Here is a 24500-nt window from a genome sequence, read left to right on the forward strand (position 1 = left end):
CAATAATGGTGACTATTTAAATATTCTACTGCTAGAGGTAAGAAGGATACTAATACGTGTTATTAATGTACTTGCTTTCCAGATAGTTAAGCAGGTGTTCTGGGTTATATCCCTCATTTAGGCTCCTTCTTAGGAGTTCCTTAGGTTCATAAACCGCACCCCACTTGTGGATCCTATCCCTTAACCAATCCTTAATTGGATCCAAGTGCCCGTGTTCAACTAAGTTCCTTAAATCAAGTTCCTTCTCAATCCTATTCAGTATTATTGCGGCAATCACGTTGCCGAGGGTGTAGGTTGGGAAGTAGCCTATTGAACCCTGACTCCAGTGTATGTCCTGTAGAACCCCCTCACTATCATTCCTCGGCCTCACGCCTAGGTAATTCTCCATTAACGTATTCCAGGCCTCAGGTAGGTCATTCACTTCCATGGATCCTTCAATAATCTTCTTCTCCAACTCATACCTAACGGCAATGTGTAGGTTATATGTCACCTCATCAGCGTCAACCCTTATTAAACTTGGCCTAACAACATTAAAGTAACTGTACACGTCATTCTCATTAAACTTCCCAAGTATGCTTAACTTTGACTTAAGGATTGGGTAAATTAACCTAACGAAGTACCTGCTCCTACCTATCACGTTCTCCAGAAACCTAGACTGTGATTCATGGAATCCGGTTGATGCACCCCTAGCTAGTGGCGTGTACGCTAGGGATTCATCAATTTGAAGCTCATAGAGTGCATGCCCAGATTCATGTATGACTGAGAATAAGGTTGCCTTAAAGTCAACCCCCTCATACCTTGTTGTTATCCTAACATCCCCTGGAGCCATACCTATTGTGAATGGGTGGGCTGAAGTATCTATCCTGAATCTATCCCTAGGCATTCCGAGGACATTGAATGCGACTTCCTCATTAATAATCCTCATTTCATCAACATTATACTTAGCTTCCTCCAGTTCATGTTTAGTAGGGTATATTTCCCTATCAATCCTACTTAATAATTGCCTAATGCCCCCGACAAGCCTACTGAAGAGTGGGTCCAAGTCATTAATGGTTAGATTCTCCTCATAAAGGTCAAGTAACGCATTATACGGGTGACCACTGTAGCCTAACTTATCCGCGACCTGTCTTGTGAGGTCGATTATTTTACCTAAGTGGGGTTTAAACATGTTGAAGTCAGCCTTAGCCTTAGCTTCCCTCCAAACCACTGAAGCCTTAGTTGTTGTTTTACTTAACTCCTCTATTAGGCTTGGTGGAACCTTAGTGTAGAACTTTAACTCATGCTTAAGCACCCTTACAATACCCTTCTCATAATCGTTTAATCCACCCTCATCCGCGCTGCTTACTAAGCCCTCTAATTCAAGCATCAGCTTCTGCCTCATTAGCATTAATTGCGATGTTGCGAAACCCCTGTATTCAACCCCACTCCTGGGCATGTAGGTTTCAAGATCCCAGCCCATTAACCCTAAGGCATGGTCAAGGGCCCAAATAGGCTCGTACCTCTTTAGGATTTCCTTAACCCTTTTATCATTCACATTAAGCATTAGAGGATCACTGGAACTGGTTAATTAAGTATTGCAGTTAAGGGATATAGTGCAGTATTAGTTAATCAGTCCCTCCTGGAGTGTCTTCAATAAGTGAGGCATATTGTTTAAAAAGCACTAAATAGAAGTATATAGTAATGAGGGTTTGGGTGCTGGTTAAGCTATCTTTAGACACGTCCCAACTCAGGTTTAGTGGGGATAGAGTTCTCATTGAGGAAACACCCCTTAGGATAAATGACATAGATAGGAATGCAGTGGAGGAGGCGGTGAGACTTAAGGAGAGGGGTATTGCGAGAAACGTTAACATACTCACCGTACTCAAGTACCCACCCCTCAAGGACAGGGTTAAGGAAGCTGAGGGGTTAATTAGGCAGTTACTGGCTATGGGTGCTGATGAAGCCTACATTATTGCTGACGATGGTTTACTTCTAACAGACCCAATGGCCACATCCCTAGTGGCCTCAGAGGTAATTAAGACTAATGGCTACGACATCATTATTGCCGGTGAAGCCTCAATCGACGGTTATAGCGGCCAAGTTCCAATAATGGTTGCGGCTAGGTTAGGAATACCGGTGATAACTTACGTTAAGGAGCTTAAGGTTGAGAATAGTGTCGTAACGGCTAGGAGGGATTTAGATAATGAAACCCAGTTGGTGAGTTCAAGAATACCATTAGTGGTTTCAGTAACTAGGGAGATTAACATGCCCAGGATACCGACGGTTATTCAAATAAGGTTAGCTATTAAGAAACCCATTAAGTTACTAACTCTTAATGACATTAACGTGAAGGTTAACAGGGTGGTTAATGTTAAGGACATTAGGGCAATTCAAGTAAACCGGAAGGGGGTGATTATTGATTCAGGCAGTGTTGAGGAGAAGGCTGATAAACTCATTGACTACTTAATAAAGGATAACGCATTGAGGTGAGGACTATGATACTCGTAATCCTTGATAAGGGAACACTGGGTGTTCTTGGCCTTGCCCAGGAAATAATGGAGGCCACTGGCTTAACCATAAGTGCGGTTCTTCTAGGTGATAGTGAGGGAATTGACCTAGGTAACTATGGCGTATCAAGGGTTTACACAATTGATGTTGCTAGGTTAATTGACCCAGCTCCACTAGCTAGATTCATTACCAGTAATTTTAAGGAAGCCAAGTACTTCATAATGCCGGATAGTAAAGCATACAGGTCATTAAGTGGTTACTTAAGCGGATTAATGAATATCCCAGTTATCATTAATCCCACTTACGTTAAACCAAACTCACTTAGAATTAATGCGTTAGGAAATAGGGCTATTGCGGATTTAGAGGTTCAACCACCAGTAATAATAGTGGCTCAGGCGGCTAGATTTAAGCCTAGGCAGTATAGTCAAGGTAGTAAAGCTACCACAGTTAACGTAAGTGTTGAACAAGGTTCATTAACGCTCATTAGTGTTGAAGGTAAGTCAACAAGTAATGTTAAGATTGAGGAAGCTAATGTGATAGTTGCAGTGGGTAGGGGGTTTAGGAGTAGGGATGACTTGAAACTAGCCATTGACCTTGCGGAGGCTTTAGGTGCTCAATTAGGTTGCTCAAGGCCATTGGCAGCCGACCTTAAGTGGCTGAGTGAGGATCACTGGATTGGGTTAAGTGGGCATAGGGTTAGGCCAAGGTTATACGTAGCTATTGGGATAAGTGGACAACCCCAGCACTTAGCCGGTATGATGGAGTCCAATATAGTGGTTGTGATTAATAATGATAGGAACGCCCCCTTCTTCAAGTACTGCGACTATGGGGTTGTTGAGGACTTGTACAGGTTCCTCCCAGTCTTAACTAGGAAAATTAAGGAGAGGAGGTGACAAGCCTCAATTGCATCGTTTGGGAAATCTTTATTAAAATGCGCCGTAGACCGTCCACATGGTTAAGGCAGGGGGAGGGAAGAAAGGTAGTGCTGCTAAGTCGCCGACTAAGACTAGGGTAAGCCTTAGTAGTGCTGAGTTAAGGGAATTAAGGTCAACCCAATGGTTTGGCCTATTAGCCGCATTAGCGGCAGTCTTCACCACTGGACTCTACATTAGGCTTTACCCAGCTTTCCTATGGGGCAACTACATTAATGAATTTGACCCATACATTAGGTACTACTTGACGGAGTTCATGCTTAAAATGGGTGCCATTAAGGGTATTGAATGGTGGCTTAGCGGGGGTTTAATAAATGGGCACCTTTACATAAACACCCACTTCTGGTACCCGTGGGGAGTTAATTGGGCAACCACCCTATCCCCAGGCGTATCCTTCACTGGGCTTATACTGTATGATATCTTGGTTAAGCACCTTCACTTGCACTTAACCCTATTATCTATTGCCGTTTATACTCCAGGGATAGTGAATGCCTTATCAGTCTTATCCATGTATTATTTGGGTTCAAGGTTCGGAGGCAGGTACGTGGGCCTGTTAACCGCATTAATGACAGCCTTCTCACTCATATTCCTACAGAGGGGTGAGGCAAGCTGGTATGCTGACGCAACATTATTTCAATTCATAGCGCCACTTGGCATGGCGCTATTCATTGAGGCCCTTAGGCAAAGAAACTGGATACCATACGCCATCTTGGCGGCCGTGGTTAATGGTTCACTAGTGTGGTTCTGGGGTTCATTCACATTCGTGCTAAACGCCTATGGTGCATACGCCATACTACTTTCAATATACGTACTCTACAGGTTATATAAGGGTAGGGTTATTCCACTCCGCGTTACTGATGGTATTTCAGTTGACCCAGTGAACGCCCTGGGTACCTATACATTAACCTACCTGGGTTTTGCAGCCTTCCTAGCCATGACTCCTAGGTATAGGTTGCATGCAGTGCTTGGCCTCGGTGCCCTTGGTACATTAGCAGTATTACTAGCGGTAGTGGCGATTATAGTTGTTATGCTGGAGAGGCTTGGTGCACGTAAATTAGTCACGGCATCTAAGTACGTGATAGCTGCGGCAGTAATATTCCTGGTGGTAGTCATTGCCTTAGCCTTATCAGGCATATCTGTCCTTGTACACATACCTGGTGGTAAGTACTTAGCAGCCTTATTCCCAACCGCCCGTAGTGCCCTAGTTCAGAGTGTGGCTGAGCATTCCCCCTCCACTGCCCATCAGTTACTTTCAACAACAGGCTATACTCTCCCCTTTGAGGTTACTGGATTAACGTACGCGTTATCCACGGTGGATGTGGCTGGCTTACTCTTATCCATTACTGCAGTCTTATCAGTCTACTTCGCCTCCAGTGAGGCTTGGTTAACAATGCTCATGTTCGCGTGGCTCCCCGTGGCGGCCTATGGCCTCTACTTAATTATTAAGTTCGTGGCTAGGCGTGGCGTTGATGTAATAGGGCTACTGACTGTAGCTGTTGTGACTGCGTTATTTGCCGTATCAGTAATAGTTATTGCACAGTCAAGTGTACCTATCGCAGCTGCACCACAGCAGATAGTTTCAACAACGGAGCCGGCAATACCCTCCAGTGACTGGCTTGATGCACTCTACTGGATCCAATATAATACTCCTCATGATTCAGTCCTAGCCTCCTGGTGGGATTACGGCTACTGGTTAGCAATAATGGGTAATAGGACTAGCCTGGCTGATAACTCAACCGTTAATGGTACTCAGATTAAGCTAATAGCAACTGCCTTTACCTCAACTAACGTAACTGAGTCCCTTGAGCTACTACGTAGTGTTGGGGCTGATTATGTTGTTGTCTTCCTACCCTATTACCCATTCCCCATAACCGTCCCCTCACCAATGTCTGCATTAAGCATCGGTGGTTCATCATCCCAAAGCATGGTAGCCCTCTGCGCCCTCTACCCGGAGTACCCAACTGGTGGTGATTTCGTTAAGAGTTACTGGATGAGTACAATATCAGGTAACTCCCCGGAGTACACCAATACCCACATACTTAGTGCCGCAGAGATAATTAGCAGTACACCCACTGGTGGAACAGCCACGTATAACCTGTACGTACCCTTAGCCAACACTACGCTTTACCGCCTCCTCTTTGATCTTGAGGCGCCGGCCTATTCAATTAATGTTGATCAATGCTTAACCCAGATAAGGACAACCACAACTGCAACACCGTTAACGTTACCCCTATGGTTATTCAACACTTGGCCAACGTACTCGCAGTCATCATCATCCTCATCCTCAGCGGTGCACTTAGTAATGACCTTCCAGCCAATACTGGGTCAAAGCCTAATACCGCCTCCGTTCGTCGGCACTAACACAACCCTATTGAATGAGCTTTACTTCACGTGGTTCTATGGTAACTGGTTAACCCCACCACCAGGCTTCCAGTTGGTTTACGTTTCAAGGCCGAATGGGTGGGTATTAGTGTATAGGATTAACTACTCAGTACTTAACAGTACCTTAAGCTAATATTAGATTGCAGAGAGTTTACTTTAGGGTTTATTTCTCCTCTTAACATTAACTGTAATGATCCTGATGCCCTTCACGTATTTCCTTAATGCCTTTATGAGACCCACATCATCAGTCATCACACTAACCTCCACACCCCTGGCTACCATTGAGGAGGCTAAGGCCACTATTGAGGCGTCTGCATTACTTAATTCAGGGTTACGTAGTTTAATTGAATTAATGGCATTTGGATCTGGGTCAAGTATCTCTATGTTTATTAAATCCAGTAAAGCCTGGGATCTAGCATCCTTAACCTCACCTGCAACTAGACTTGTTGTGATTAACCTATAGCCTGCATTAGTAATTTCACTTATGACGTAGGCGTTTCTCACGTGGAATAATCCACTTGCATCAATGATTAAGGCCTTAGTAACCTTGTCCTCAGCCTCTCGTACATCATTATTCTTCTTAACCTTACTAGCCTCACCTTCTCCGGCCATGGCTCAATCAATAGGTTCATGGTTTTACCCTTTATAAACCCATCACAAATAACGTAGGATTCATCCATTGAGGTTACCCTCACCTTAACATCGTAAGGGTGGACTATTGGCACGAGGGTTCTTGAGAAGGGTGCTATGGGTACTATTAACTTAGACTTAACCCTATAGTCCACAACAGGTCCACCTAACGCTAAACTATATGCTGTTGAGCCTGTTGGTGTGGCTGTTATTAAACCATCCATCCTTCCGCTCATTACTTCTTCACCATGCTCCTCAGTAACGCTTATTGTAGCCATGCGTCCAGGGTCCATGCACCTCATCACTATTTCATTTAATGCGTAGCACTTTGAATTATTAAATGAGGCTGATAATAAATCCCTTTCATCAATATAATAATCACCCTTAAATACCCTAAGAACACTAGATGGTTCCTCAGTTACCAGTACTTCACTGAGGAAGTTTACTCTACCAGCCCCAACGTGAAGTATGGGTTTGCTCATTAACTCTGGGTGGGTGTGAATGAACCTCAGCAATGATCCATCGCCACCAAATACGATTATCATGTCTGCATCACCTCCCTCTAGGCTACTTAATGCTGCCACTGAATTATCCACAGAGAGCCATTCAACACCCTGAGTAAGTGAGATAAGCTTGTTTAAGAACTGCATAACAGCATCTACACCGTACGATACCCCAATGTAAACGCCGACTCTCATTTAAATCCACGACTGTAACCACCTTTAACTTATAAGGATTAAAGTACTTAAGCATTAATTAAGGCCCTTAGGTAGCTTAGGTACTTGGGCAACACTTCATCACCAGGCTCAAGTTCAGGATGCCACTTCTTCTCCCATTCAACTGATAAGTAGCCGTTGAAGCCTATTCCCCTTAAATAATCAATAACCCTCCTTATTGGCACTAGTCCAGCCGAGTCATCAGGCGTAGTGTATCTAATTTTACCGTTCACTAGTTTAAAGTTCTTAACGTGAACATGCTTAACCCTATCTTTAACCAGCTCGAGAACATTATCAAGGTTCTCTCCAGCAGCAACCACATTTGCGAAGTCAAGTAGGATCCCTATCCTCCCATCAAGGCCATTAAGGAGTTTCCTCAGGTTTACAGCCTTAACCCAGTCATCATGGGTCTCCATCATTATCACTACACCATTATCCTCAGCGAAGTCAGCAACCCTATTAAGTGAGGTAATTATCCTCTCAGCAGCCTTATCAACATCATCAATAACCCTACCCCCATAAACCCTAACACCAGGAGCCTCTAATTCTCGGGCAATTAATATGAGTGTTCTTAAGGTTTCCTCATTCCTAGCCCTCTCCTGATCATTGGGCATTGCGAAGGAGGCGTAGCCAGCTAGGTTACTTAACCTAACCCCCGAGGATTTAATTAACTCAAGTTCCTGCCTAGGTACTGGGTACATAGGCTTCAGGTGTTGTCCATCATCAGCAACCCTTAACTCAAGTCCATCAAACCCAAACCTCCTAGTCCTCTCAAGAACCTCACTTAACGTTAACTCAGGGTAGGCTAAACTAGTGAAGGCTAGTTTCATATTATGTACACCTGATTAAGCGGCAGCTTAATGGCTTGCCCAGTGTTTGATGATAAGTATATTGCCTTAATTATCTCAAGGCTCCTCATACCCTCATAGCCATTTATCGGGAAGTCCCTGTCCTCACGTAGCGCGTTAAGGAAATCCCTCAGGAGGGTTTTATGGAGGTTCTCAGTCTGGGTTAACGTATCCCTCTTAGCCTCAGGGTTAATTCTCTGAACCCCACCCTGGTTTGTTGCTAATAATGTGATTAACCTATCGTTAATCTCCAATTGTCCCTCAGTCCCATACACTCTTATTATCCTGAACTGGAAGTTACTCGGCTGCGTTGACACTGACGCTGCCAATGAACCTAAGGCGCCGTTCCTGTACCTTAATGCTGCAACAGCCGTATCCTCCACTGTTATTGATGGGTGTGAGGCGTTTACGTAGAAGCCGACAACATCACTCACGTCACCGCCAAACCAGTACATTAAGTCCACAGTGTGTATGCCTTGATTAGTTAAGGCCCCTCCACCCTCTGTTTCCCACATGCCCCTCCAACTCCTGGCTAATTCATCCCTATTGTAGTAGTTCTTCTCATCCCTCCACCACATCATTTTAGCCTCAACCAGGAACACTTTACCTAATCCTCCACTACTGATTATTGACTTAGCCTTGGCAATATCAGGGGCGTACCTTTCCTGGAAGATTACACCGAGTTTAACGTGGTTTCTCTCAGCCTTCATAACCATTTCCCTAGCCCCAGCCAGCGTGACGGCCATAGGCTTCTCAACTATTACATGCTTATGATACTCCATTGCGTACATGGCTTGAGGGGCATGTAAGTATGATGGGGTGGCTATGGTGATTACATCAACATCAGGGTCCTTCACCAAGTCATCCAATGTGTAGTATGCTTTAGCCCCAAGTTGCTTACCAAGTTCATCGGCCCTAGCCTTAATTTGATCAACAACCGCAGTTAACTTAATCCACCCAGTCTCCTGCTCCAACTCCTTAATGGCTCTTGCGTGAACAACCCCAATAGCCCCCAGTCCAACAACACCAACACCCACTTTACCGGGCATACTAATGATTAGCTTATTCGCTTTAAAGCATTATTCAGTAGATAAAAGTTCACCTAATTCTAATACCTAGCGTTTGTAGCATAGTATTGGTGAAAAGTCGTTAGATTATATTTATTAAAGCGGGACTGTTATGATTTAAACTGAGGTAGCATGTTTAAAATCGGTGTAATATCTGATGAGGTTTCCCAAGACCTTGAACACGCTCTTAAGGTTATTTCGGAACTAGGGGCAACCCACGTTGAGATTAGGGATCTTTGGGGACGGAATGTTTCTCAATTATCCGACTCGGAGATTACTGAGGTACGTAACCTAGCTAGGAAGTACGGCTTAGAGGTATCTAACTTGGATTCATTCATATTTAAAATATACATTAATGATTCTGAATCCCATAAGAAGCACATTAACGTTTTAAGGAGGGTTATTGAACTATCTAAGAGACTTGACTTAAAGTACACTAGGATATTCACGTTCTGGTGGCAGGGGGAATTAGGCAACTACTTGAATCAATTAATTGAACTTTTCCAACCAGCAGTGGAGCTGGCGGAGAGGGAGGGTGTTTACCTTGTTGTTGAAAATGAGTACAGTTGCATAGTAGGAACAGGTAAGGAGGCCTATGAATTCATTAATAGGCTTGGAAGTAGGTACGTAAGGGTGCTTTGGGATCCAGGTAACGCTTTCTTCGCAAGGGAAACCCCATACCCACATGGGTATAGTGCCGTGAAGGACTTAGTAATGCACATTCATGTTAAGGATGCTGCAGTGGAGAATGGGCACTACGCCTGGAAGCCAATAGGGGGTGGTATGATTGATTACCGTGGCCAATTCAAGGCACTTCTCGATAACGGGTATGATGGTGTTATCTCCCTAGAAACACACTACGTGCCACCCAGTGGCAGTAAGGAGGAGGGGACCAGGGAGTCGTTTAACGGTATTGTTAAAATACTGAGAGAACTTGGAGTCGCCGAGAAGGTACTTAACTTTAGGAGGTAATGAATGAAGAGGGTAAGTGTTTTTAAATCAAATTCCCTCCTAGCTTACTGTGCTCAGTATGTTTCTTAGGTTCTTTATACTTACCTTAACCGTCTCAATGGGTGGCTTGTATGGGTATTCTTCATTCTCAATTATAAGCCACTCAGTGCCCCCATACTTCCTTAATGCACTTAGGATTTCTGGCCAGTTTAATTCACCTTCACCAACAGCCACATTATACCCCTTAGCCTTCGAGTAATCCTTAACGTGGACGCTCACTATCCTACCACTATACCTCTTAATCAACTCAACGATATCACTATTACTTAACCCAGCCCTATATGCGTGGCCTATATCAATTTGGGCAATAACACTGTTATCAGTGTTACTGAAGACTAGGTGGAATGGTAGTTCACCCTCAATTGGTTGGAATTCAAGCCAGTGATTATGGTAACCAGTCCTCATACCGTAGGACTTCAAAATCCTTGATAAGTCATTAAGCATGCTGGCGAACTTCAACCAACCAGCCCTACCCCTCCTCCACTCCTCAGGTATACCGGGTATTATTAGGTTCCTATTCCAGAGTAACCTATTGTACTCAATAGTCCTATTAAGCTCATCACCAATGAAACTATTAACGCCTAGGTGAGCCCCAGCAACCTCTAAGCCAACCTTATCTAGGAATTCCCTCCACTCCAAGGCAGACTTACTGTAGAAGCCGGCGAACTCAACACCATCGAAGCCAGCCTCAGCAACAGCCTTAACTGTGCCGAATGGGTCCTTAGGCATATCATCCCTAAGTGAGTATAATTGAAGCGCAATCCTTAAACCAGCCACATTCACCACCCCATGGAGTCAAGTATTGACTGAGGAATACTAATCCTCTCCTCCCTACCACTCTCAGCAGACTTGTAAATAGCCTCAATTATAGCCACATCCAGTAACCCCTGCTCACCAGTACAGGCTGGGTAAGGAGCCTTCGAGGCACCCTTAGTTATAGCATCAATGAATGCCCTATCCTCCTGCGCATAAGCTGACTGCTGTTGCCCTATTAATGGTGTTGATGTTATGAACTCCTCATCAATACTATGAATGTAGCTTAACGACCCACCCTCATAATGTATGCCTCCCTCAGTACCTATTATTGCTACTTCATGCCTATCCTCCTTAATGTAGGTTGCCCAAGTAGCCTCAATGTACATTGTTAAGTCACCCTCAAACTTAACGAGACCCATGGCGAAGTCCTCAACATCCATTGGTGCAGTGTAGGCGAATTGAGAAGTCATTGGTACTGGGTAATTCATCCTCATGTACGCCTTATCAGGGAAGGCTGAGTAAACCTTACCAACCACTGAAACTGGCTTAGGGAAGTTGGTCATGAACATTGTTGCATCAATAGTGTGCACCCCAATATCCCACATGGGTCCACCACCGGAGTACTTCCTCTGGAGGAATGTTACAGTGGATGGTATACCCCTCCTCCTAAGGTGAAGAGCCCTAATGTGGTATATTTTACCAAGCCTACCGTTAGTAATGAACTTCCTACCCACTTGAACACTCCTCTCAAACCTCATGTGGTGCCCAACCATGAGTACCCTCTGTCTCCTCCTAGCAGTCTCAACCATCCTAACAGCCTCATCAAGGCTTATTGCCATTGGCTTCTCAGTCAACACGTGAGCCCCATTCTCAAGGGCATCAATGGCTACTGGAGCATGTAGTGCATTTGGTGTTGCTATAACGACAGCATCCAAAGCCTCCTTAGCAAGCATCTCCTTATAGTCCGTGTAGAAGTTAAGCTTAAACTTCTCAAGGAATTCAGCAACACGAGCCTTATCCACATCAGCACACGCAGCCAATTTAACATTAGGTATTTGAGCCAGGTTAGGCGCGTGAGCGCCCTGAACAATACCACCACAACCCACGAAACCAACCCTCACAACCTGAGGCGCAACAGACCCGGATGACATATTTATCTGAGGCTTGAACTGGGATGCTGCTTATTAAGTATTACCTCTTATTCTTTAAGGGTAAGGTATCATTATTAAATCATTAAGCGTAAACTTATAATGCAGGTAACTTTTATAAATTAGCTTAGTTAACCTCTTCAAGATTAGTATGGAATATGTTAACTTAGGTAATACTGGTTTGAAAATATCAAGAATATGCCTTGGTGCCATGCAGTTCGGTAATACGGCACCATGGATGGTTGAACTTGAGGATGCTAGGAAGATTTGGAAGAAGGCTTGGGACCTTGGCATCAACTGTATTGACACGGCTAACGTCTACTCTAGGGGTAGGAGTGAGGAGATTGTTGGTGAGTTGGTTAAGGGTATGAGGGAGGATGTTGTTATAGCGACTAAGGTTTTTGGGCAGATGGGTAATGGTCCTAATGATAGGGGTTTGTCTAGGAAGCATGTTATGAGGCAGATTAGTGATTCTCTTAGGAGGCTTGGTACTGATTATGTTGACTTGTATCAGATTCATAGGTGGGATTATGAGACGCCAATTGAGGAGACACTATCCACACTAACAGACCTAGTACACCAAGGAAAAGTAAGATACATTGGAGCATCAAGCATGTGGACATGGCAATTCGCGAAAGCCATATACACAGCCGAAATGAAGGGTTACGAGAAGTTCGTAAGCATGCAAAACGTCTACAACCTACTTTACAGGGAGGAGGAAAGGGAAATGATACCATTCTGCAAGGCTCATGGAATAGGCATAATACCATGGAGCCCAACCGCAGCAGGCATATTATCAGGTAAGTACTATAAGGATGGTAAGATAGTGGTACCGGAGACTGAAACTAGGGTTAGGCCAGGTAGTGGCGACTACAGGATTTACGTGGAACCACCTGAGAATGCTGAAATTCTTAAGAGGGTAATTGAGGTCGCTAAGAATAAGGGCGCTACACCAACTCAAATAGCCTACGCCTGGCTACTGCATAAGGGTGTTACAGCACCAATAATAGGCACCACTAAGCCTGAGCACGTGGAGGAGGCTGTCGGCGCCATTGGGATAAAGCTTACTGATGATGAGATAAAGTACCTTGAGGAACCATATAAACCAAAGCCAGTCTTCGGCCATAGGTAAGTCACTTAGATAAATCCCTATAAAATCTGTTTTTCAAACTCAACCCTTCCTGCTAATAATGCATACTTTTCATTAATCTTATGAATTATTAGGGGATTAGTCAGTAGCTGAATATTTCATCTTCCTTAAACCAATGGCTTATCTCCCTCTTAGCCTCCTCAGGGCTGTCACTAGCATGCACAATATTCCTTATAGCCCTCTTCTCCCTATTAGCTAAGTCAGGGCTGTCCACTGAGTAATCTCCTCTAATTGTTCCCGGCTCCGCTTTATAGGGTAATGTATTACCTACCAGTTTCCTGACAACCTCAACTGCGTGATTGCCTTCAACAACCATGAGAACTATAGGTGACTCAGTCATGTAGTCCACTAGCCATTTCTTAACTAATTTACCGATCTCAACAGGATCATCTGTGCCTAACTCAACCTTCGCATCAATCCCCATCTCCTTATAACTATTAAGCGTTTTATTGCCAACGCTCCTGAACCAATCAACGTTGCTTGGGTAAAAACCCTCAATCTTCTCCCTACTTGCCCAAGCCATCTTCATAGCCACTATTTTGAGGCCTACTTTCTCAAGCCTCAAAATAACCTCACCCACTAACCCCCTCCTTACACCATCAGGCTTAACTATGACGAGGGTCCTCTCAATGGCCATAGGCGTCATTACCCATACCCCTTTAAAGTGTTTCCGCATGTTAGGAGGGATTAGCTTTAAGGTACTGTTACCTATCCGCCTCAGGTGGGAAGTACCCCCATGAACCGTATATTGACGGTAGGTCCATTAGCCTATACCCCCTTAAACTCTCCATGAATGGCCTAAGGTTATACCAAGATGGGGTAATCATCCTAAGCCTGTAGGGTACATTAGACTTGCCGTCGCTAACTAGAGAGTACAATAATGTTCCTCTGGCTGCTTCAGTAAGCGTAGTTGCCTCCCCCTCAGGTAGTGTTAAGCCTATCAGTAGCCTGAATAGGTAATTCCTAATGTCCTTAGCCACCTTCTCCCTCTCCTTAGGTGGTACCCTGGCCATCAGCTTATTACCTATTACTGGCCCCTCGGGAATGTTCTTAACAGCCTGCCTTATTATATTGAGGCTCTGCCTAATCTCCTCAACCCTCACTAGGAACCTTGAATATGCATCACCCTCATCAGCCACAGGGATCTCCCACTCTAACTGATCATAAACAGCATATGGCCTCGCCTTCCTACTATCATACTCAACACCACAGGCCCTTAGGAATGGGCCAACTGCCCCCAGTTTAATGCACTGGTCCTTGGTTAAGACACCCACGTCCTTCATCCTGCTTATTGTGACAGGATTCTTAGTGAATATTGTGCCTAATTCATCGATCTTCTTCTCAATGAAGAAGGTCATGTTGTAAACGTACCTTAAGGTATCTGGGTGAACATCCCACCTCACGCCACTGGGTATTACAAAGGATATTGTTATCCTAGCCCCAGTCATCCTGGCTAAGGCATCTGTTATGAATTCCCTTAGGCCAAAGCCCCACATGTAGCCTGTTGAATGGCCAAGGAAAACGGCTAATATTCCCGTATCGTAAAGGTGATCACCTATCCTGCTTAACTCATCCATAATAACCCTCAGGTACTGGGCTCTTGGGGGTACGTCTAATTGGCCTAATTCCTCAATGGCCCTAACGTAACCATGATCCATTATTGATGACTCAGCTATTGTAGGGCGCTCCACAAGCGGTATATTATGCACGAAAAGCCTGGTTTCAGCAAGCTTCTCCACAGCCCTATGTACGTAACCCGGGTCCGGTATTGCCTCAACAATGTAGTCACCCTTTAACCTTAGGATAATCCTCATGTGCCCACTACCTGGGTGGGCTGGGCCAATTAAGACGAGGTACTCATCTGACTTATAAGCCTCCTCAACCATGTTCTTGGGAATAGGTAGGAAGAGTGACTTAACCTCGGTAGGCACTTCTACTGGTACGTCAATTGATACTTCACGCTCAGCCACATTAATCACCTCTCCACCACAACCCCCTTAAGCGAGGGGATTCTATACTCCTTCCTAAGTGGATACTTCACAGGTGTATCTGGGTCTAGGATGAAGTTACTCCCCATCCATGGGTTACCGTCAAACCAGACGCCGAATAAGTCATGTAGTTCCCTTTCCTGGTAATCAGCACCAGGGTAAACGTCAATTATTGAGGGTACCTTAGCCTCATCCCTAGGTACATCGAAGTATAGTGTTAGTAGGACTGATTGCAGCTCCTTACTTGAGTACGAGCCAAGCACATACTCCATCCTAAAGACCCCGGCGTTAATTAGGTCTATTACGTTAATTGACTTTATGTGATCGAAGCCCAGTTTAAAGGCTGAGAGTACCGCATCCTTAAGGTGGCTCTGGTTATTCAACATGATGCATAGGTCGTTAATACCCCTTATAGCGGCGTTTTTAACACCATCCTTCAATGATTCCTTAAAACCGTCAATTAACTTCTGCCCAAGCTCCCACTTAATGTTGGCTGCTGGTTTGCAGACATTAATGTCCTTAATTAGCTCGAACTCAATCCTGTGAGGTGGATTAGGGGGTCTTTGTGGTTTATCGGGCTTCAGTACCTTAGTTAGGTCAATTGGGTTTGGCCTTATATTGGGCTTAGCTTCCTTACCCTCAATCTTATTCTGAACCATCCTAATGGCCCTAATCACTGCCTCAGGGGTTGGTGGGCAACCCATAACCCAAGCATCAACAGGTATAATCTCATTAACCTTAACAACATGGTACGAATTCCAGAAGACGCCCCCCTCCATTGCGCATGAGCCCATGGCTATAACGAACTTAGGGTAAGGCATCTGCTCATAAGCAGTCTTAACAACCTTAGCCATCTTCCTAGTTACAGTACCCTCTATTACTATTGAGTTCGTTTGCCTAGGCCCAAATATGGGTAGGAACCCCCACCTCTCAGCGTCATAACCGGGGGCTGAGGTGTGCGCGAACTCCACTCCACAGCATGCTGTCACCAGGTGGGCTGGCCATATTGAGAATTTCGTCCCCCAACTCGCTAATGAATCCGGTAGTAGTTTAATATCCATTCCAATGGACTTTAACGTTATCTTCAGCGTATTAACAGTTGTATCACCCATAATTATCCACAACCTATTGGACTTGTTACGTTTTTAAAAATTACTATTCACCGCTTCTGTTTAAAATAACTCTACGGGGGGCCTCATAGGCCATGTACTTTACGTCATTGTAGGCTACGTATATTAACGGGGAGTAAGTCACAATGAAGGTTATGAAGAGAAGCACGTAACCCATGTTGAAGGGGCTCGTGAACGCTATTGATAATGCAAGCAGAAGCGCTGCAATCGGTTCTACCGTCAGAAACATGAGTAGGAAGCCAACGTACTGCATTGGTAGGGTACTCCTTACAGGTCCTACTGGTACATTACCAGCCTCAAACCTCATAACCTTAACCGGATTAGTTAACCTAACTTTAATTATCCTCCTAATGAGTAGTATTAACCCATCCACCACCAATCCTATGAATACTAGGAAAAGTACAGCCGCTAACGCACCCCAGTAGGCCATATTCATGGCCCCTAGGCTTAGTATTTATGCTTTACCCTCCATCTTAAAGGGTGAGGCTCAACTGTAATAGTATAAAAATAGTATAAAATAGGTTTGCCTAATTACCCCTATGCGTCAGTATCCAGTAGCCTTAATTCATGGGTCTAAGGATCCTGAGTACATTAGTGATGTTGACGAGTTCTTTAAGAGACTTGGCATTAGTTACGTTTTCCTTCTAGGCCATGGTGACGGTACTATACCTGGTTCCTTCCCATTCTTCCTAAACTGGGGTAAGGATTACGAGAATGCATTAAGGGTAGCTGACCATGCGCTTAACCCATTATTAAGTATTGGGGAGTTCATTAATGGTCTTAAGGATTATTTACCAAAAACACTGGTGATGCATGGGTCCAATGAGGCTAAGGCCCTTAAAGGCATTAATGCGCTTAAGGAGGCTGGTTTCGAGGTTAGGCTACTTACCGGTGAACCCAACGTGTACTCAATGAATTGCCCAAGTGAAGCCTACTTACTATTCCTCTTCAGGGGAGTTATCGTTAGGAAGGCTACAGACATTATTAAGTCTAGGTGCCCTAGGACTAGGTTAAGTGGCCCCTTATCCTCAGAGCCTTGGTTCCCAAGCCTTATCCTCAGGATCCTTAAGTCTACTGGGCTCCTAGACTAAAGGGCCTTGGTAAGAGTTCACTCAGCCTAAACCTCTTAACACCATTCCGTGAATCAACGTAAACCTCCTCAACGTTGAATTCGGCCATAACCTGTAGACAGGCACCACAGGGGTATGTTTCATCATGGTTCGAGGTCACGACCACTGCCTTAATCCTCCTATAGCCCTCCGTGACTGCCCTAAATATTGCAATCCTCTCAGCGCACACCGTTAAGCCGTATGATGAATTCTCAACATTAACCCCAGGGTACATTTCACCATTACTCGTAATCGCCACTGCGGCAACCTTAACACCTGAGTAGGGGGAGTAGGAGTTCCTTAGGTATGACCTAGCTAACTGAACAGCCCTATTAATAACCTCCTCCATGGCTTAATTAATGGGGTTGGAGTTTAAAAGAAGTTAGGTTTAGTTTAAGTAAGTTCAATTCCCTTAGTCTCCTTAGATAATAAGGCAGAGGCAAATATCATTAACTCACCTATTATTATGAATATGCCCCAATACAGGTAGAAGGATGGGTTACTTATGGTTGAGATAAGGAGTAGAAGCGCTGTGCTCCAATTACCCACTATGAAGCCACCGTTGAATGAAAAGCCCACTCCAGTGCTCCTAACATCAGTGGAGAACTTTTCAGATAAGTAAGCTGGAATTACACCATATACGCCAGTGGTTAGGAAGGCTATTAGACTTGCTAAAGCCATTGTTCCATAAAAGCCGTAGGCGTGAGTAAGGATAAGGTACGTCACCGGTATTGAAGCAATCACTGCAGCTACTGAGAAGATGATCATGGTTAACCTCCTACCTATCATATCACTAATGAAGCCTGACGTCAGGTAACCCAACAATGATATTAATATTGATACTATGACAACGTAGAGGAAGTAGGGGAATTTTAGGAAATTGTGGTATGAGAGTACTGTTGGGTAGAAGCCCAGCGTTAAGCCGTAAACCCAAGCTATCCCAGTCATAGCCAACACTCCTGTTAATGCTCCGAGCCTATACGCTGGGTTTCTTAATATGGTTGTGAATGGAGCCTTATTAATGCCCCTCTCCTTACTAACCCTCTCCCACATTGCTGATTCAGGCATTGAAAGCCTAACAATTAAGCCTACTATGGCTGGTATTAAGCCTATCCAAAACATCCACCTCCACCCAATCTGCGTGAATGATGAGGATGGTATAATATAGTGAAGGCTGAGGTAAATTAATGCAGCCAGCGTGTACCCTATTGGGTAACCACTTTGGAGGAATGCACCCCATGCACCCCTCCTCTCCCTATCAACCGACTCAACTAGAATGGCGGCGCTATTCCCATACTCACCCCCAGCAAATGTACCTGTTATAATCCTGAAGATGAATAATAGAACTGGTGCCAATACGCCTACTTGATCATAGGTGGGTAGGAAGCCCGTGGCGAAGACTATTAGGCCTAGTCCAGTTAATGTTATGACCATGGTGTTCCTCCTACCAATCCTATCCCCAAGCCTACCGAAGATTACACCGCCAATTGGCCTAAAGACGAAGGTAGTAGTGTATATGCTCCATGTACCCACTATGGCTAACCCATACTTGGCTGGGAAGAAGACATCAGCCATAACAGGCACTAGGAGGAACATCATGCTTAAGTCGAAGGCATCCATAATCCAGCCAACCAGTGAACCAACGTAAACCCTCCTAGCAATACTAGTCTCCCTAACCCAGGTACTCATGAAGCTGGAGCAAAGTGAGTTCACTTTATAAATCCTTTCAAGTGAACGAGGGACTTAGTTATGGGAAATAAATAATGATGAAGTGAACCACCTAACACCCTTACTAAGGCGTGTTTTTAAAGCCCAATGCCTTCCCCACACTATGGATCCTAAGTTGGCTGCCGCTAAGGCTGCGCTTAAGTACGTTGAAAGCGGGTATGTGGTTGGTGTTGGTTCAGGTTCCACAGCATTGGTCTTCCTCAATGAGTTAGCTGAGGCTATTAAAGGTGGTTTAATATCAAACGTGAGGCTTGTGGCCACTTCCACTGAAACTGAGTATGAGATCGTTAGGTTAGGGCTTGGGGAACTGCTTAGGTACCCCTGGCAGGTTAATGGAATCACCGTCGCAGTGGATGGTGCCGATGAGGTTGATGAGGGTAAGAACCTTGTGAAGGGTGGGGGTGGGGCTTTAACTAGGGAGAAAATTATTGACTATTGGGCTGATGAGTTCATAGTGATTGTTGATGAATCGAAACTGGTGGATAAGGTGCCTAGTAGGCACCCAATACCAATTGAGGTAGTGCCCTACGCCTGGCCCATGGTTAAGGCTAAGCTTGAGAAGGAGTACGGTGGCTCAGCGGAGTTAAGGTACTCCTCAAGTAAGAGGGGGCCTGTGGTCACTGATAACTGCAATTACGTAATTGACTATAGGCCTAGTTTAAGGATTGAGCCAAGTGAAGGTGAGAGGATTATTAAGGGTATTCCAGGCGTTGTTGAGGTTGGCTTATTCAATGGGCTTAAGGTTTCCAGGGTTATTGTAGGTAAGAGTGATGGTTCGGTTTACGAGTTTAAGTAGGCTTCAACCGCATAGTTAAATACTTAAGTAGCCAACGTTAACCAATGAGGAGGGTTGTAGTAGCCGTAACGGGGGCCTCAGGTGTAATATATGGCTTAAGACTCCTTGAACACCTTAGGAGGGTTAATGATGTGGAGGTTCACCTAGTTGTTTCCAAGTCAGCTTCTAAGGTTCTCCAGCATGAGTTGGGTTTAGGCGTAGGTGACTTAGTTAAACTAGCCCATAGGGCCTATGATGATGGGGAACTTGATGCACCAATAGCCAGTGGTTCATTTAACTTTCAGGCAATGGCAATAGCACCCTGCTCAATGAAGACGCTTGCCGCTATAGCCCATGGTTACGCATCCAACTTAATCACCAGGGCGGCTGATGTCGCCCTTAAGGAGAGGAGGAGGTTAATACTGTTGATTAGGGAAGCCCCCTATAGCCTAATTCACATTAGAAACATGGAGCTAGTTACCCAAGCTGGGGCTATAGTAATGCCCGCTAGCCCACCATTCTACGGTAAGCCAAGGACAATAGATGACTTGGTTAACGCAGTGGTGGGTAGGGTAATTGCCCTTATGGGCATTGAGAATAACCTTTACCCCATATGGGGTGGTTAATCACTTAGTGTTAGTTGGGGTATTATGGACTAGGTTCCTTATCCTAGTCACTATACTATTATTCCTAGCCTCCCCCAACGCCGCATCAAACCTACTACCCAACTCCCTAATTGTTTCACCAATCTCCCAGGGAAATATTATCCAGGCCGTTGCCTCCCCAGCGTAGTAGTTGGGCCTAAACCTTGTCCACGGCTTAATCATTAGTGTTGCTGTCCTAATCTCAATAGCCCCCTGCTCCTTCAGGTAATTGTAGGCGACTGATAGTGTCGTACCTGTATCTGAAACATCATCAACAAGCAGTATTCTCAAACCCTTAACGCTAACCGGCAGTGGTTGAGCTATCCTTGCCTCCTCCCCTCGATCATTAATCCCCCTGTAGAGCTTAACCTCTATGGAAGTCATGTTACCTATCCCAAGTATGTCCTCAATTATTTTAGCTATAACAACCCCTCCTCTAGCCACCCCTACTACTATGTTTGGCTTATAGTTATCTTTCACTATTGATTCAGACACCTTAATGGTTAAATCCATCACATCATCCCACGACAAATACTTAAATTCTACCATTAAATTCATTTTACTTAACCCCTTATAAACCTTACTCTCCCAATACCCTAATACATATTAAGTTAAGCCTAAGTGAATACCCACGTTTAAAGCGATTTTATAAAGGCTGCACCGAAACTTACGTGTGAGGATCCTGATCCATGCGCGTAATTCAAGGTTATATGAGCCTAAGGACAGGGTTAGGTTAATGAACCTCTTAAGGAATTTAGGCCTAGGCATAATTAATGTTAGGGTGGCTTCAAGTCACGTTGAAATTGATGTAAATTCTGACGACTTGGATAAGCTAGCCTTAATAGTAAGTGAGGCTGTTGGACCAGTCTTAAGTATAGTTAACTTAAGTAATGAGAATAAGCCCAATGACCCATTTAGGGCCTTCGTGTTTTTATTCAATGAAGAGAGGTTTTGGGAAGCCCATGAGGTTCTCGAACCAACCTGGAGGGTAAGTAGGGATGTTAATGTTCAAGGATTAATAGTTGCTGCCGCATCCTTCGTAAAGATTCAGGAGAATTACGTTGAGTCTTTCCTTAAGTTAGCTAAGAGAGCCTTAGGCATGATAACAGTTAACCGAATTGACTGCATCGATACCTTAAAATTCAAGGAGGAGTTAAGGGCATCATTAAGCACCCTTAAGCCCTTTAAGGCTAGGTGCATTGCTTAAAGACTTAAATACGCAGGCAAGTCCACTCAACGTGGCCATTTACAGGAAGACTCATTGGACCAGTGAGGTTAAACCTGAACTGGATGGTAAGGAGGTTACCTTATCCGGCTGGGTTTGGGAAATTAGGGATGTGGGTAGGATAAAGTTCATAATGCTGAGGGATAGGGAAGGTGTTGTTCAGGTCACGGTTAAGCGTTCATCAGTTAATGATGAAACTTGGGATACCGTTTCTAAGCTTTCTAAAGAGGACGTAGTAAGCGTTAGGGGCATTGTTAGGGCAAGTAAAGTGGCTAAGACCGGCGTGGAAGTTGAGCCTATTGAAGTTAAGCTACTTAATAAAGCTAATCCGCTTCCAATAGATATTTGGGGTAATGTTGATGAGACTATGCTTGACCTAAGGCTAAGGTATAGGACAGTTGACCTTAAACGCAGAAGTAATGTAGTACTCTTCAAGGCTTTGAGTGAAGTTGTTAGGGCAATGCGCGCAACCCTCTACAGTCACGGCTTCATAGAGGTCTTCACACCCAAGATAATAGCAACAAGTACTGAGGGTGGTGCGGAATTGTTCCCTGTCCAGTATTTTGAGCGGACAGCCTACCTGGCTCAAAGCCCCCAGTTGTATAAGGAGGAGTTAACCGCCAGCCTAGAGAGGGTTTTTGAAATTGGACCAGCCTATAGGGCTGAGAAACATGACACCACCTACCACGTTAACGAGTTCATCTCAGTTGATGCTGAGGCGGCATTCATGAATTACAGGGATGTTATGGGCATCCTTGAGGATGTTGTTGTGGAGTCTTATAGGGCTACAGTAGGCCTACTGGGTCAAATTGGCCGTGAGGTGAAGGTTCCATCTAAGCCCTTTAAGGTGATTACCTATGATGATGCGTTAAGCATGCTTGATAAGGAGGGGATTAAGGTTAAGTGGGGTGATGATGTGCCTAAAGAGGGGCTAGAGGCCTTAAGTAAATTAATTGGGGAACCATTCTTCATAATTCACTTCCCCACCATGCTTAGGGCGTTTTACACGAAGCCTATTGAGGGTGATGAATCTAGAAGCGAGTCCTTCGACCTAGTCATAGACGGCATGGAGGTTACCTCAGGATCCACCAGGATACATGATAAGAAGGAACTCGAGAACGCTATGAAGGCCAGGGGCCTTAACCCAGACAATTTCTCAACACACCTGGAGATCTACGGCTGGGGCATGCCTCCGCACGCTGGCTGGGGTCTTGGACTCTACAGGCTAATGATGGTTATGGCTGGGGTCAGAAACATTAGGGAAGTGATACTATTCCCAAGGGATAGGTATAGGTTATCGCCTTGACCGTTTGTCTCTGCGCTTTCATTTTATCATGATTGGGTGTAGGGACTTAGCCCTCAGTATCTTAACTCAATCTATTAATGAAGCAGCTAGGCTTCATTACTGGGGATGCAGAGTGAATGAAATGGTGATTTAACTGTAAAGTAACTATCTTAGGAGTAGTGCTACTAAACCTCAGGTAACGTAACCCTTACTTCACTGCCTTTGCTTGCTGATTCGTATACTGCGTCTATTATTGAGTGTATTATTATGCTTTGATAACCTGTAGTTGGTGGTTCCTTATTCTGGGTCACCGACTCTATGAAGGCTTTAACCATTTCAAGAGCCATATCTACATTACCCAGTATTGGCTTCGTGTCATATAGGAAATTACTGGTTCTACTGTGGAGGCTAATGTCAGTAATTGCCTCATGACCCCTGCCCTCTAATCCACCTTTATCACCAAGCACTCTATACACTCCTACTTCACCCACATGCGATACGTTTGCCGCCCAACCAACCTCAATAATCATTGAGGCCCCATTCTCAAACCTAACAAAGCCTACTGCGTAGTCCTCGAGCTCAAACTTACTTGGGTCCCATGAACCCCAGTTGAACTTAACCTCCTCAGGGTTTCTACCGAACTTAGTGTAGGTGGCTCCGCTCACTGTAATTGGCTTGGGGAATCCTAATAGGGATAGCAGGTTATCCAGTATGTAGCAGCCTATATCCAGTAAAGCCCCTTTACCACCTGATAACTCCTTATCAATGAATGTTGGTACACCCGGAATACCCCTCCTCCTAACTAGGTAACCGTAAGCTAAGTAAGGTTCACCAACCATACCCAGGTTCATTACCTCGGTCCCGAACTTGAGGGCTTGAGAGAACCTAGACCAGTACCCAACCATAAGTATCTTACCCTTAGCCTTAGCGGTTCTAACAACGTCAACAACCTCATTTAAATTAGCCCCAAGTGGCTTATCTACTAGAACGTGAACACCCTTACTTAAAACCTCTTTAGCAATCCTGGCGTGAAGACCAGTGGGTGTGACTATACTGACTGCATCAGGGTTCTCCTTCTCAATCATCTCCAAGTAATCAGTATAATACTTAACCTTAAACTCATTACCAACAGCCTCGGCCCTCTTAGGATTAACATCAGCAATGGCCACGACCTCAACGTTAGGTAACTTAGTGTAGGGGATTAGGTGCCTACCCCTGCCATGACCACCAACACCGATGACCCCAACCTTAACTTTCCCCATGAATATAGAGGAACTGCGTCTATTTTAAAGTATGTTGGCAATGCTGCATGGTTACTCACCCATGTCCTCTCCTGGTTTTTCACAGAATTTATTGACGCTATGGTAGTAGTAATGTTAAATTTCCTGGTTCAGGTGAAATTTAATGAGGAGAGTCTAAGGATTCACAGTTGTTGCCTATTCTATGTATATTCCTGTTGTTTGTATTTTGTGTTTTATGCTTTCCCTCT

At 44.6% G+C, this 24500-nt stretch carries 25 protein-coding genes; 10 read left to right on the plus strand and 15 right to left on the minus strand.

Annotation, left to right across the window (positions count from 1 at the left end):
* Positions 1-49 precede the first annotated feature (49 nt).
* A complete protein-coding gene (locus Q0C29_RS07420; RefSeq protein ID WP_292000026.1) occupies positions 50-1543 on the minus strand; it encodes a carboxypeptidase M32 in 1494 nt (497 codons plus the stop codon).
* 137 nt (positions 1544-1680) lie between these two features.
* Between Q0C29_RS07420 and Q0C29_RS07425 the strand changes: the two genes are divergently transcribed.
* The 3 genes from Q0C29_RS07425 to Q0C29_RS07435 are packed head-to-tail and all read left to right on the plus strand — an operon-like array spanning position 1681 to position 5934.
* Entirely contained in the window at positions 1681-2469 is a 789-nt protein-coding gene (locus tag Q0C29_RS07425; protein ID WP_292000027.1) for an electron transfer flavoprotein subunit beta/FixA family protein, read from the plus strand.
* 5 nt (positions 2470-2474) lie between these two features.
* Positions 2475-3380 carry an electron transfer flavoprotein subunit alpha/FixB family protein gene (locus Q0C29_RS07430; RefSeq protein WP_292000028.1) on the plus strand — a complete coding sequence of 302 codons (906 nt, stop codon included), beginning with the start codon at positions 2475-2477 and terminating at the stop codon, positions 3378-3380.
* A gap of 58 nt (positions 3381-3438) precedes the next feature.
* A complete protein-coding gene (locus tag Q0C29_RS07435; RefSeq protein WP_292000029.1) occupies positions 3439-5934 on the plus strand; it encodes an STT3 domain-containing protein in 2496 nt (831 codons plus the stop codon).
* A 23-nt stretch (positions 5935-5957) separates the two neighbouring features.
* Here the strand turns inward: Q0C29_RS07435 and Q0C29_RS07440 are convergent, their stop codons facing one another.
* The 4 genes from Q0C29_RS07440 to Q0C29_RS07455 are packed head-to-tail and all read right to left on the minus strand — an operon-like array spanning position 5958 to position 9044.
* The gene (locus Q0C29_RS07440; protein ID WP_292000030.1) at positions 5958-6413 is read right to left on the minus strand and encodes a hypothetical protein; all 456 of its coding nucleotides are present in this window, start codon (positions 6411-6413) and stop codon (positions 5958-5960) included.
* Entirely contained in the window at positions 6332-7129 is a 798-nt protein-coding gene (locus tag Q0C29_RS07445; RefSeq protein WP_292000031.1) for an NAD(+)/NADH kinase, read from the minus strand. The genes Q0C29_RS07440 and Q0C29_RS07445 overlap by 82 nt, the downstream gene beginning before the upstream one ends.
* A 47-nt stretch (positions 7130-7176) precedes the next feature.
* Positions 7177-7977 carry a sugar phosphate isomerase/epimerase gene (locus Q0C29_RS07450; RefSeq protein WP_292000032.1) on the minus strand — a complete coding sequence of 267 codons (801 nt, stop codon included), beginning with the start codon at positions 7975-7977 and terminating at the stop codon, positions 7177-7179.
* A complete protein-coding gene (locus Q0C29_RS07455; protein ID WP_292000033.1) occupies positions 7974-9044 on the minus strand; it encodes a Gfo/Idh/MocA family oxidoreductase in 1071 nt (356 codons plus the stop codon). The genes Q0C29_RS07450 and Q0C29_RS07455 overlap by 4 nt, the downstream gene beginning before the upstream one ends.
* Before the next feature lie 150 nt (positions 9045-9194).
* Here Q0C29_RS07455 and Q0C29_RS07460 point away from each other — a divergent pair, with 150 nt between their 5' ends.
* Positions 9195-10034 (plus strand): sugar phosphate isomerase/epimerase, encoded by an 840-nt coding sequence (locus Q0C29_RS07460; RefSeq protein ID WP_292000034.1) that lies wholly within the window; start codon positions 9195-9197, stop codon positions 10032-10034.
* Between the two features lie 39 nt (positions 10035-10073).
* Here the strand turns inward: Q0C29_RS07460 and Q0C29_RS07465 are convergent, their stop codons facing one another.
* Positions 10074-10850, minus strand: coding sequence for a sugar phosphate isomerase/epimerase (locus Q0C29_RS07465; protein WP_292000035.1), 777 nt, complete (start codon positions 10848-10850; stop codon positions 10074-10076).
* Positions 10851-10852: 2 nt separating this feature from the next.
* Positions 10853-11980 carry a Gfo/Idh/MocA family oxidoreductase gene (locus Q0C29_RS07470; protein ID WP_292000036.1) on the minus strand — a complete coding sequence of 376 codons (1128 nt, stop codon included), beginning with the start codon at positions 11978-11980 and terminating at the stop codon, positions 10853-10855.
* Positions 11981-12128: 148 nt separating this feature from the next.
* Here Q0C29_RS07470 and Q0C29_RS07475 point away from each other — a divergent pair, with 148 nt between their 5' ends.
* Complete coding sequence (locus Q0C29_RS07475; protein WP_292000037.1) at positions 12129-13109, plus strand: aldo/keto reductase; 981 nt, start codon at positions 12129-12131, stop codon at positions 13107-13109.
* Between the two features lie 100 nt (positions 13110-13209).
* On the opposite strand, the gene Q0C29_RS07480 is transcribed toward Q0C29_RS07475, so the two are convergent.
* From Q0C29_RS07480 to ndhC, 4 genes are all read right to left on the minus strand, one after another.
* Positions 13210-13764 (minus strand): nucleoside-diphosphate kinase, encoded by a 555-nt coding sequence (locus Q0C29_RS07480; RefSeq protein ID WP_292000038.1) that lies wholly within the window; start codon positions 13762-13764, stop codon positions 13210-13212.
* Positions 13765-13831: 67 nt separating this feature from the next.
* Complete coding sequence (locus Q0C29_RS07485; protein ID WP_367173649.1) at positions 13832-15106, minus strand: NADH-quinone oxidoreductase subunit D; 1275 nt, start codon at positions 15104-15106, stop codon at positions 13832-13834.
* Entirely contained in the window at positions 15103-16227 is a 1125-nt protein-coding gene (nuoB, locus tag Q0C29_RS07490) for an NADH-quinone oxidoreductase subunit NuoB (protein ID WP_292000040.1), read from the minus strand. The genes Q0C29_RS07485 and nuoB overlap by 4 nt, the downstream gene beginning before the upstream one ends.
* Before the next feature lie 43 nt (positions 16228-16270).
* Complete coding sequence (gene ndhC / locus Q0C29_RS07495) at positions 16271-16675, minus strand: NADH-quinone oxidoreductase subunit A (RefSeq protein WP_292000041.1); 405 nt, start codon at positions 16673-16675, stop codon at positions 16271-16273.
* A 109-nt stretch (positions 16676-16784) separates the two neighbouring features.
* Here ndhC and Q0C29_RS07500 point away from each other — a divergent pair, with 109 nt between their 5' ends.
* Positions 16785-17336, plus strand: a complete 552-nt coding sequence (locus tag Q0C29_RS07500) for a hypothetical protein (RefSeq protein WP_292000042.1) — start codon at positions 16785-16787, stop codon at positions 17334-17336.
* Here the strand turns inward: Q0C29_RS07500 and cdd are convergent.
* Entirely contained in the window at positions 17317-17703 is a 387-nt protein-coding gene (gene cdd, locus Q0C29_RS07505) for a cytidine deaminase (RefSeq protein ID WP_292000043.1), read from the minus strand. The two genes, Q0C29_RS07500 and cdd, sit on opposite strands and share 20 nt — an antisense overlap.
* Before the next feature lie 44 nt (positions 17704-17747).
* Entirely contained in the window at positions 17748-19043 is a 1296-nt protein-coding gene (locus Q0C29_RS07510) for an MFS transporter (protein ID WP_292000044.1), read from the minus strand.
* A 142-nt stretch (positions 19044-19185) separates the two neighbouring features.
* Between Q0C29_RS07510 and rpiA the strand changes: the two genes are divergently transcribed.
* Positions 19186-19878, plus strand: coding sequence for a ribose 5-phosphate isomerase A (gene rpiA / locus Q0C29_RS07515; protein ID WP_292000045.1), 693 nt, complete (start codon positions 19186-19188; stop codon positions 19876-19878).
* Positions 19879-19922: 44 nt separating this feature from the next.
* Positions 19923-20483 (plus strand): UbiX family flavin prenyltransferase, encoded by a 561-nt coding sequence (locus tag Q0C29_RS07520; RefSeq protein ID WP_292000046.1) that lies wholly within the window; start codon positions 19923-19925, stop codon positions 20481-20483.
* Here the strand turns inward: Q0C29_RS07520 and Q0C29_RS07525 are convergent, their stop codons facing one another.
* Complete coding sequence (locus tag Q0C29_RS07525; protein WP_292000047.1) at positions 20484-21050, minus strand: phosphoribosyltransferase; 567 nt, start codon at positions 21048-21050, stop codon at positions 20484-20486.
* A 124-nt stretch (positions 21051-21174) separates the two neighbouring features.
* Between Q0C29_RS07525 and Q0C29_RS07530 the strand changes: the two genes are divergently transcribed.
* Complete coding sequence (locus tag Q0C29_RS07530) at positions 21175-21708, plus strand: DUF309 domain-containing protein (protein ID WP_292000048.1); 534 nt, start codon at positions 21175-21177, stop codon at positions 21706-21708.
* Positions 21709-21739: 31 nt separating this feature from the next.
* A complete protein-coding gene (gene aspS / locus Q0C29_RS07535) occupies positions 21740-23032 on the plus strand; it encodes an aspartate--tRNA(Asn) ligase (protein ID WP_292000049.1) in 1293 nt (430 codons plus the stop codon).
* Between the two features lie 164 nt (positions 23033-23196).
* Here aspS and Q0C29_RS07540 read toward each other — a convergent pair whose 3' ends face one another.
* Positions 23197-24273: a Gfo/Idh/MocA family oxidoreductase gene (locus Q0C29_RS07540; RefSeq protein ID WP_292000050.1), complete on the minus strand. Its 1077-nt coding sequence runs from the start codon at positions 24271-24273 to the stop codon at positions 23197-23199.
* Between the last annotated feature and the right edge of the window lie 227 nt (positions 24274-24500).

Origin of the sequence: Caldivirga sp. (genome assembly GCF_023256255.1) — an archaeon.
Classification (GTDB): domain Archaea; phylum Thermoproteota; class Thermoprotei; order Thermoproteales; family Thermocladiaceae; genus Caldivirga.

Excerpts from the sequence above, each read along its gene's own strand:
- Q0C29_RS07420 (WP_292000026.1), bottom strand. The coding sequence starts at position 1,543 with ATGCTTAATGTGAATGATAAAAGGGTTAAGGAAATCCTAAAGAGGTAC.
- Q0C29_RS07425 (WP_292000027.1), top strand. The coding sequence starts at position 1,681 with ATGAGGGTTTGGGTGCTGGTTAAGCTATCTTTAGACACGTCCCAACTC.
- Q0C29_RS07430 (WP_292000028.1), top strand. The coding sequence starts at position 2,475 with ATGATACTCGTAATCCTTGATAAGGGAACACTGGGTGTTCTTGGCCTT.
- Q0C29_RS07435 (WP_292000029.1), top strand. The coding sequence starts at position 3,439 with ATGGTTAAGGCAGGGGGAGGGAAGAAAGGTAGTGCTGCTAAGTCGCCG.
- Q0C29_RS07440 (WP_292000030.1), bottom strand. The coding sequence starts at position 6,413 with ATGGCCGGAGAAGGTGAGGCTAGTAAGGTTAAGAAGAATAATGATGTA.
- Q0C29_RS07445 (WP_292000031.1), bottom strand. The coding sequence starts at position 7,129 with ATGAGAGTCGGCGTTTACATTGGGGTATCGTACGGTGTAGATGCTGTT.
- Q0C29_RS07450 (WP_292000032.1), bottom strand. The coding sequence starts at position 7,977 with ATGAAACTAGCCTTCACTAGTTTAGCCTACCCTGAGTTAACGTTAAGT.
- Q0C29_RS07455 (WP_292000033.1), bottom strand. The coding sequence starts at position 9,044 with ATGCCCGGTAAAGTGGGTGTTGGTGTTGTTGGACTGGGGGCTATTGGG.
- Q0C29_RS07460 (WP_292000034.1), top strand. The coding sequence starts at position 9,195 with ATGTTTAAAATCGGTGTAATATCTGATGAGGTTTCCCAAGACCTTGAA.
- Q0C29_RS07470 (WP_292000036.1), bottom strand. The coding sequence starts at position 11,980 with ATGTCATCCGGGTCTGTTGCGCCTCAGGTTGTGAGGGTTGGTTTCGTG.
- Q0C29_RS07475 (WP_292000037.1), top strand. The coding sequence starts at position 12,129 with ATGGAATATGTTAACTTAGGTAATACTGGTTTGAAAATATCAAGAATA.
- Q0C29_RS07480 (WP_292000038.1), bottom strand. The coding sequence starts at position 13,764 with ATGGCCATTGAGAGGACCCTCGTCATAGTTAAGCCTGATGGTGTAAGG.
- nuoB (WP_292000040.1), bottom strand. The coding sequence starts at position 16,227 with ATGGGTGATACAACTGTTAATACGCTGAAGATAACGTTAAAGTCCATT.
- ndhC (WP_292000041.1), bottom strand. The coding sequence starts at position 16,675 with ATGGCCTACTGGGGTGCGTTAGCGGCTGTACTTTTCCTAGTATTCATA.
- Q0C29_RS07500 (WP_292000042.1), top strand. The coding sequence starts at position 16,785 with ATGCGTCAGTATCCAGTAGCCTTAATTCATGGGTCTAAGGATCCTGAG.
- cdd (WP_292000043.1), bottom strand. The coding sequence starts at position 17,703 with ATGGAGGAGGTTATTAATAGGGCTGTTCAGTTAGCTAGGTCATACCTA.
- Q0C29_RS07510 (WP_292000044.1), bottom strand. The coding sequence starts at position 19,043 with ATGAGTACCTGGGTTAGGGAGACTAGTATTGCTAGGAGGGTTTACGTT.
- rpiA (WP_292000045.1), top strand. The coding sequence starts at position 19,186 with ATGGATCCTAAGTTGGCTGCCGCTAAGGCTGCGCTTAAGTACGTTGAA.
- Q0C29_RS07520 (WP_292000046.1), top strand. The coding sequence starts at position 19,923 with ATGAGGAGGGTTGTAGTAGCCGTAACGGGGGCCTCAGGTGTAATATAT.
- Q0C29_RS07525 (WP_292000047.1), bottom strand. The coding sequence starts at position 21,050 with ATGGTAGAATTTAAGTATTTGTCGTGGGATGATGTGATGGATTTAACC.
- Q0C29_RS07540 (WP_292000050.1), bottom strand. The coding sequence starts at position 24,273 with ATGGGGAAAGTTAAGGTTGGGGTCATCGGTGTTGGTGGTCATGGCAGG.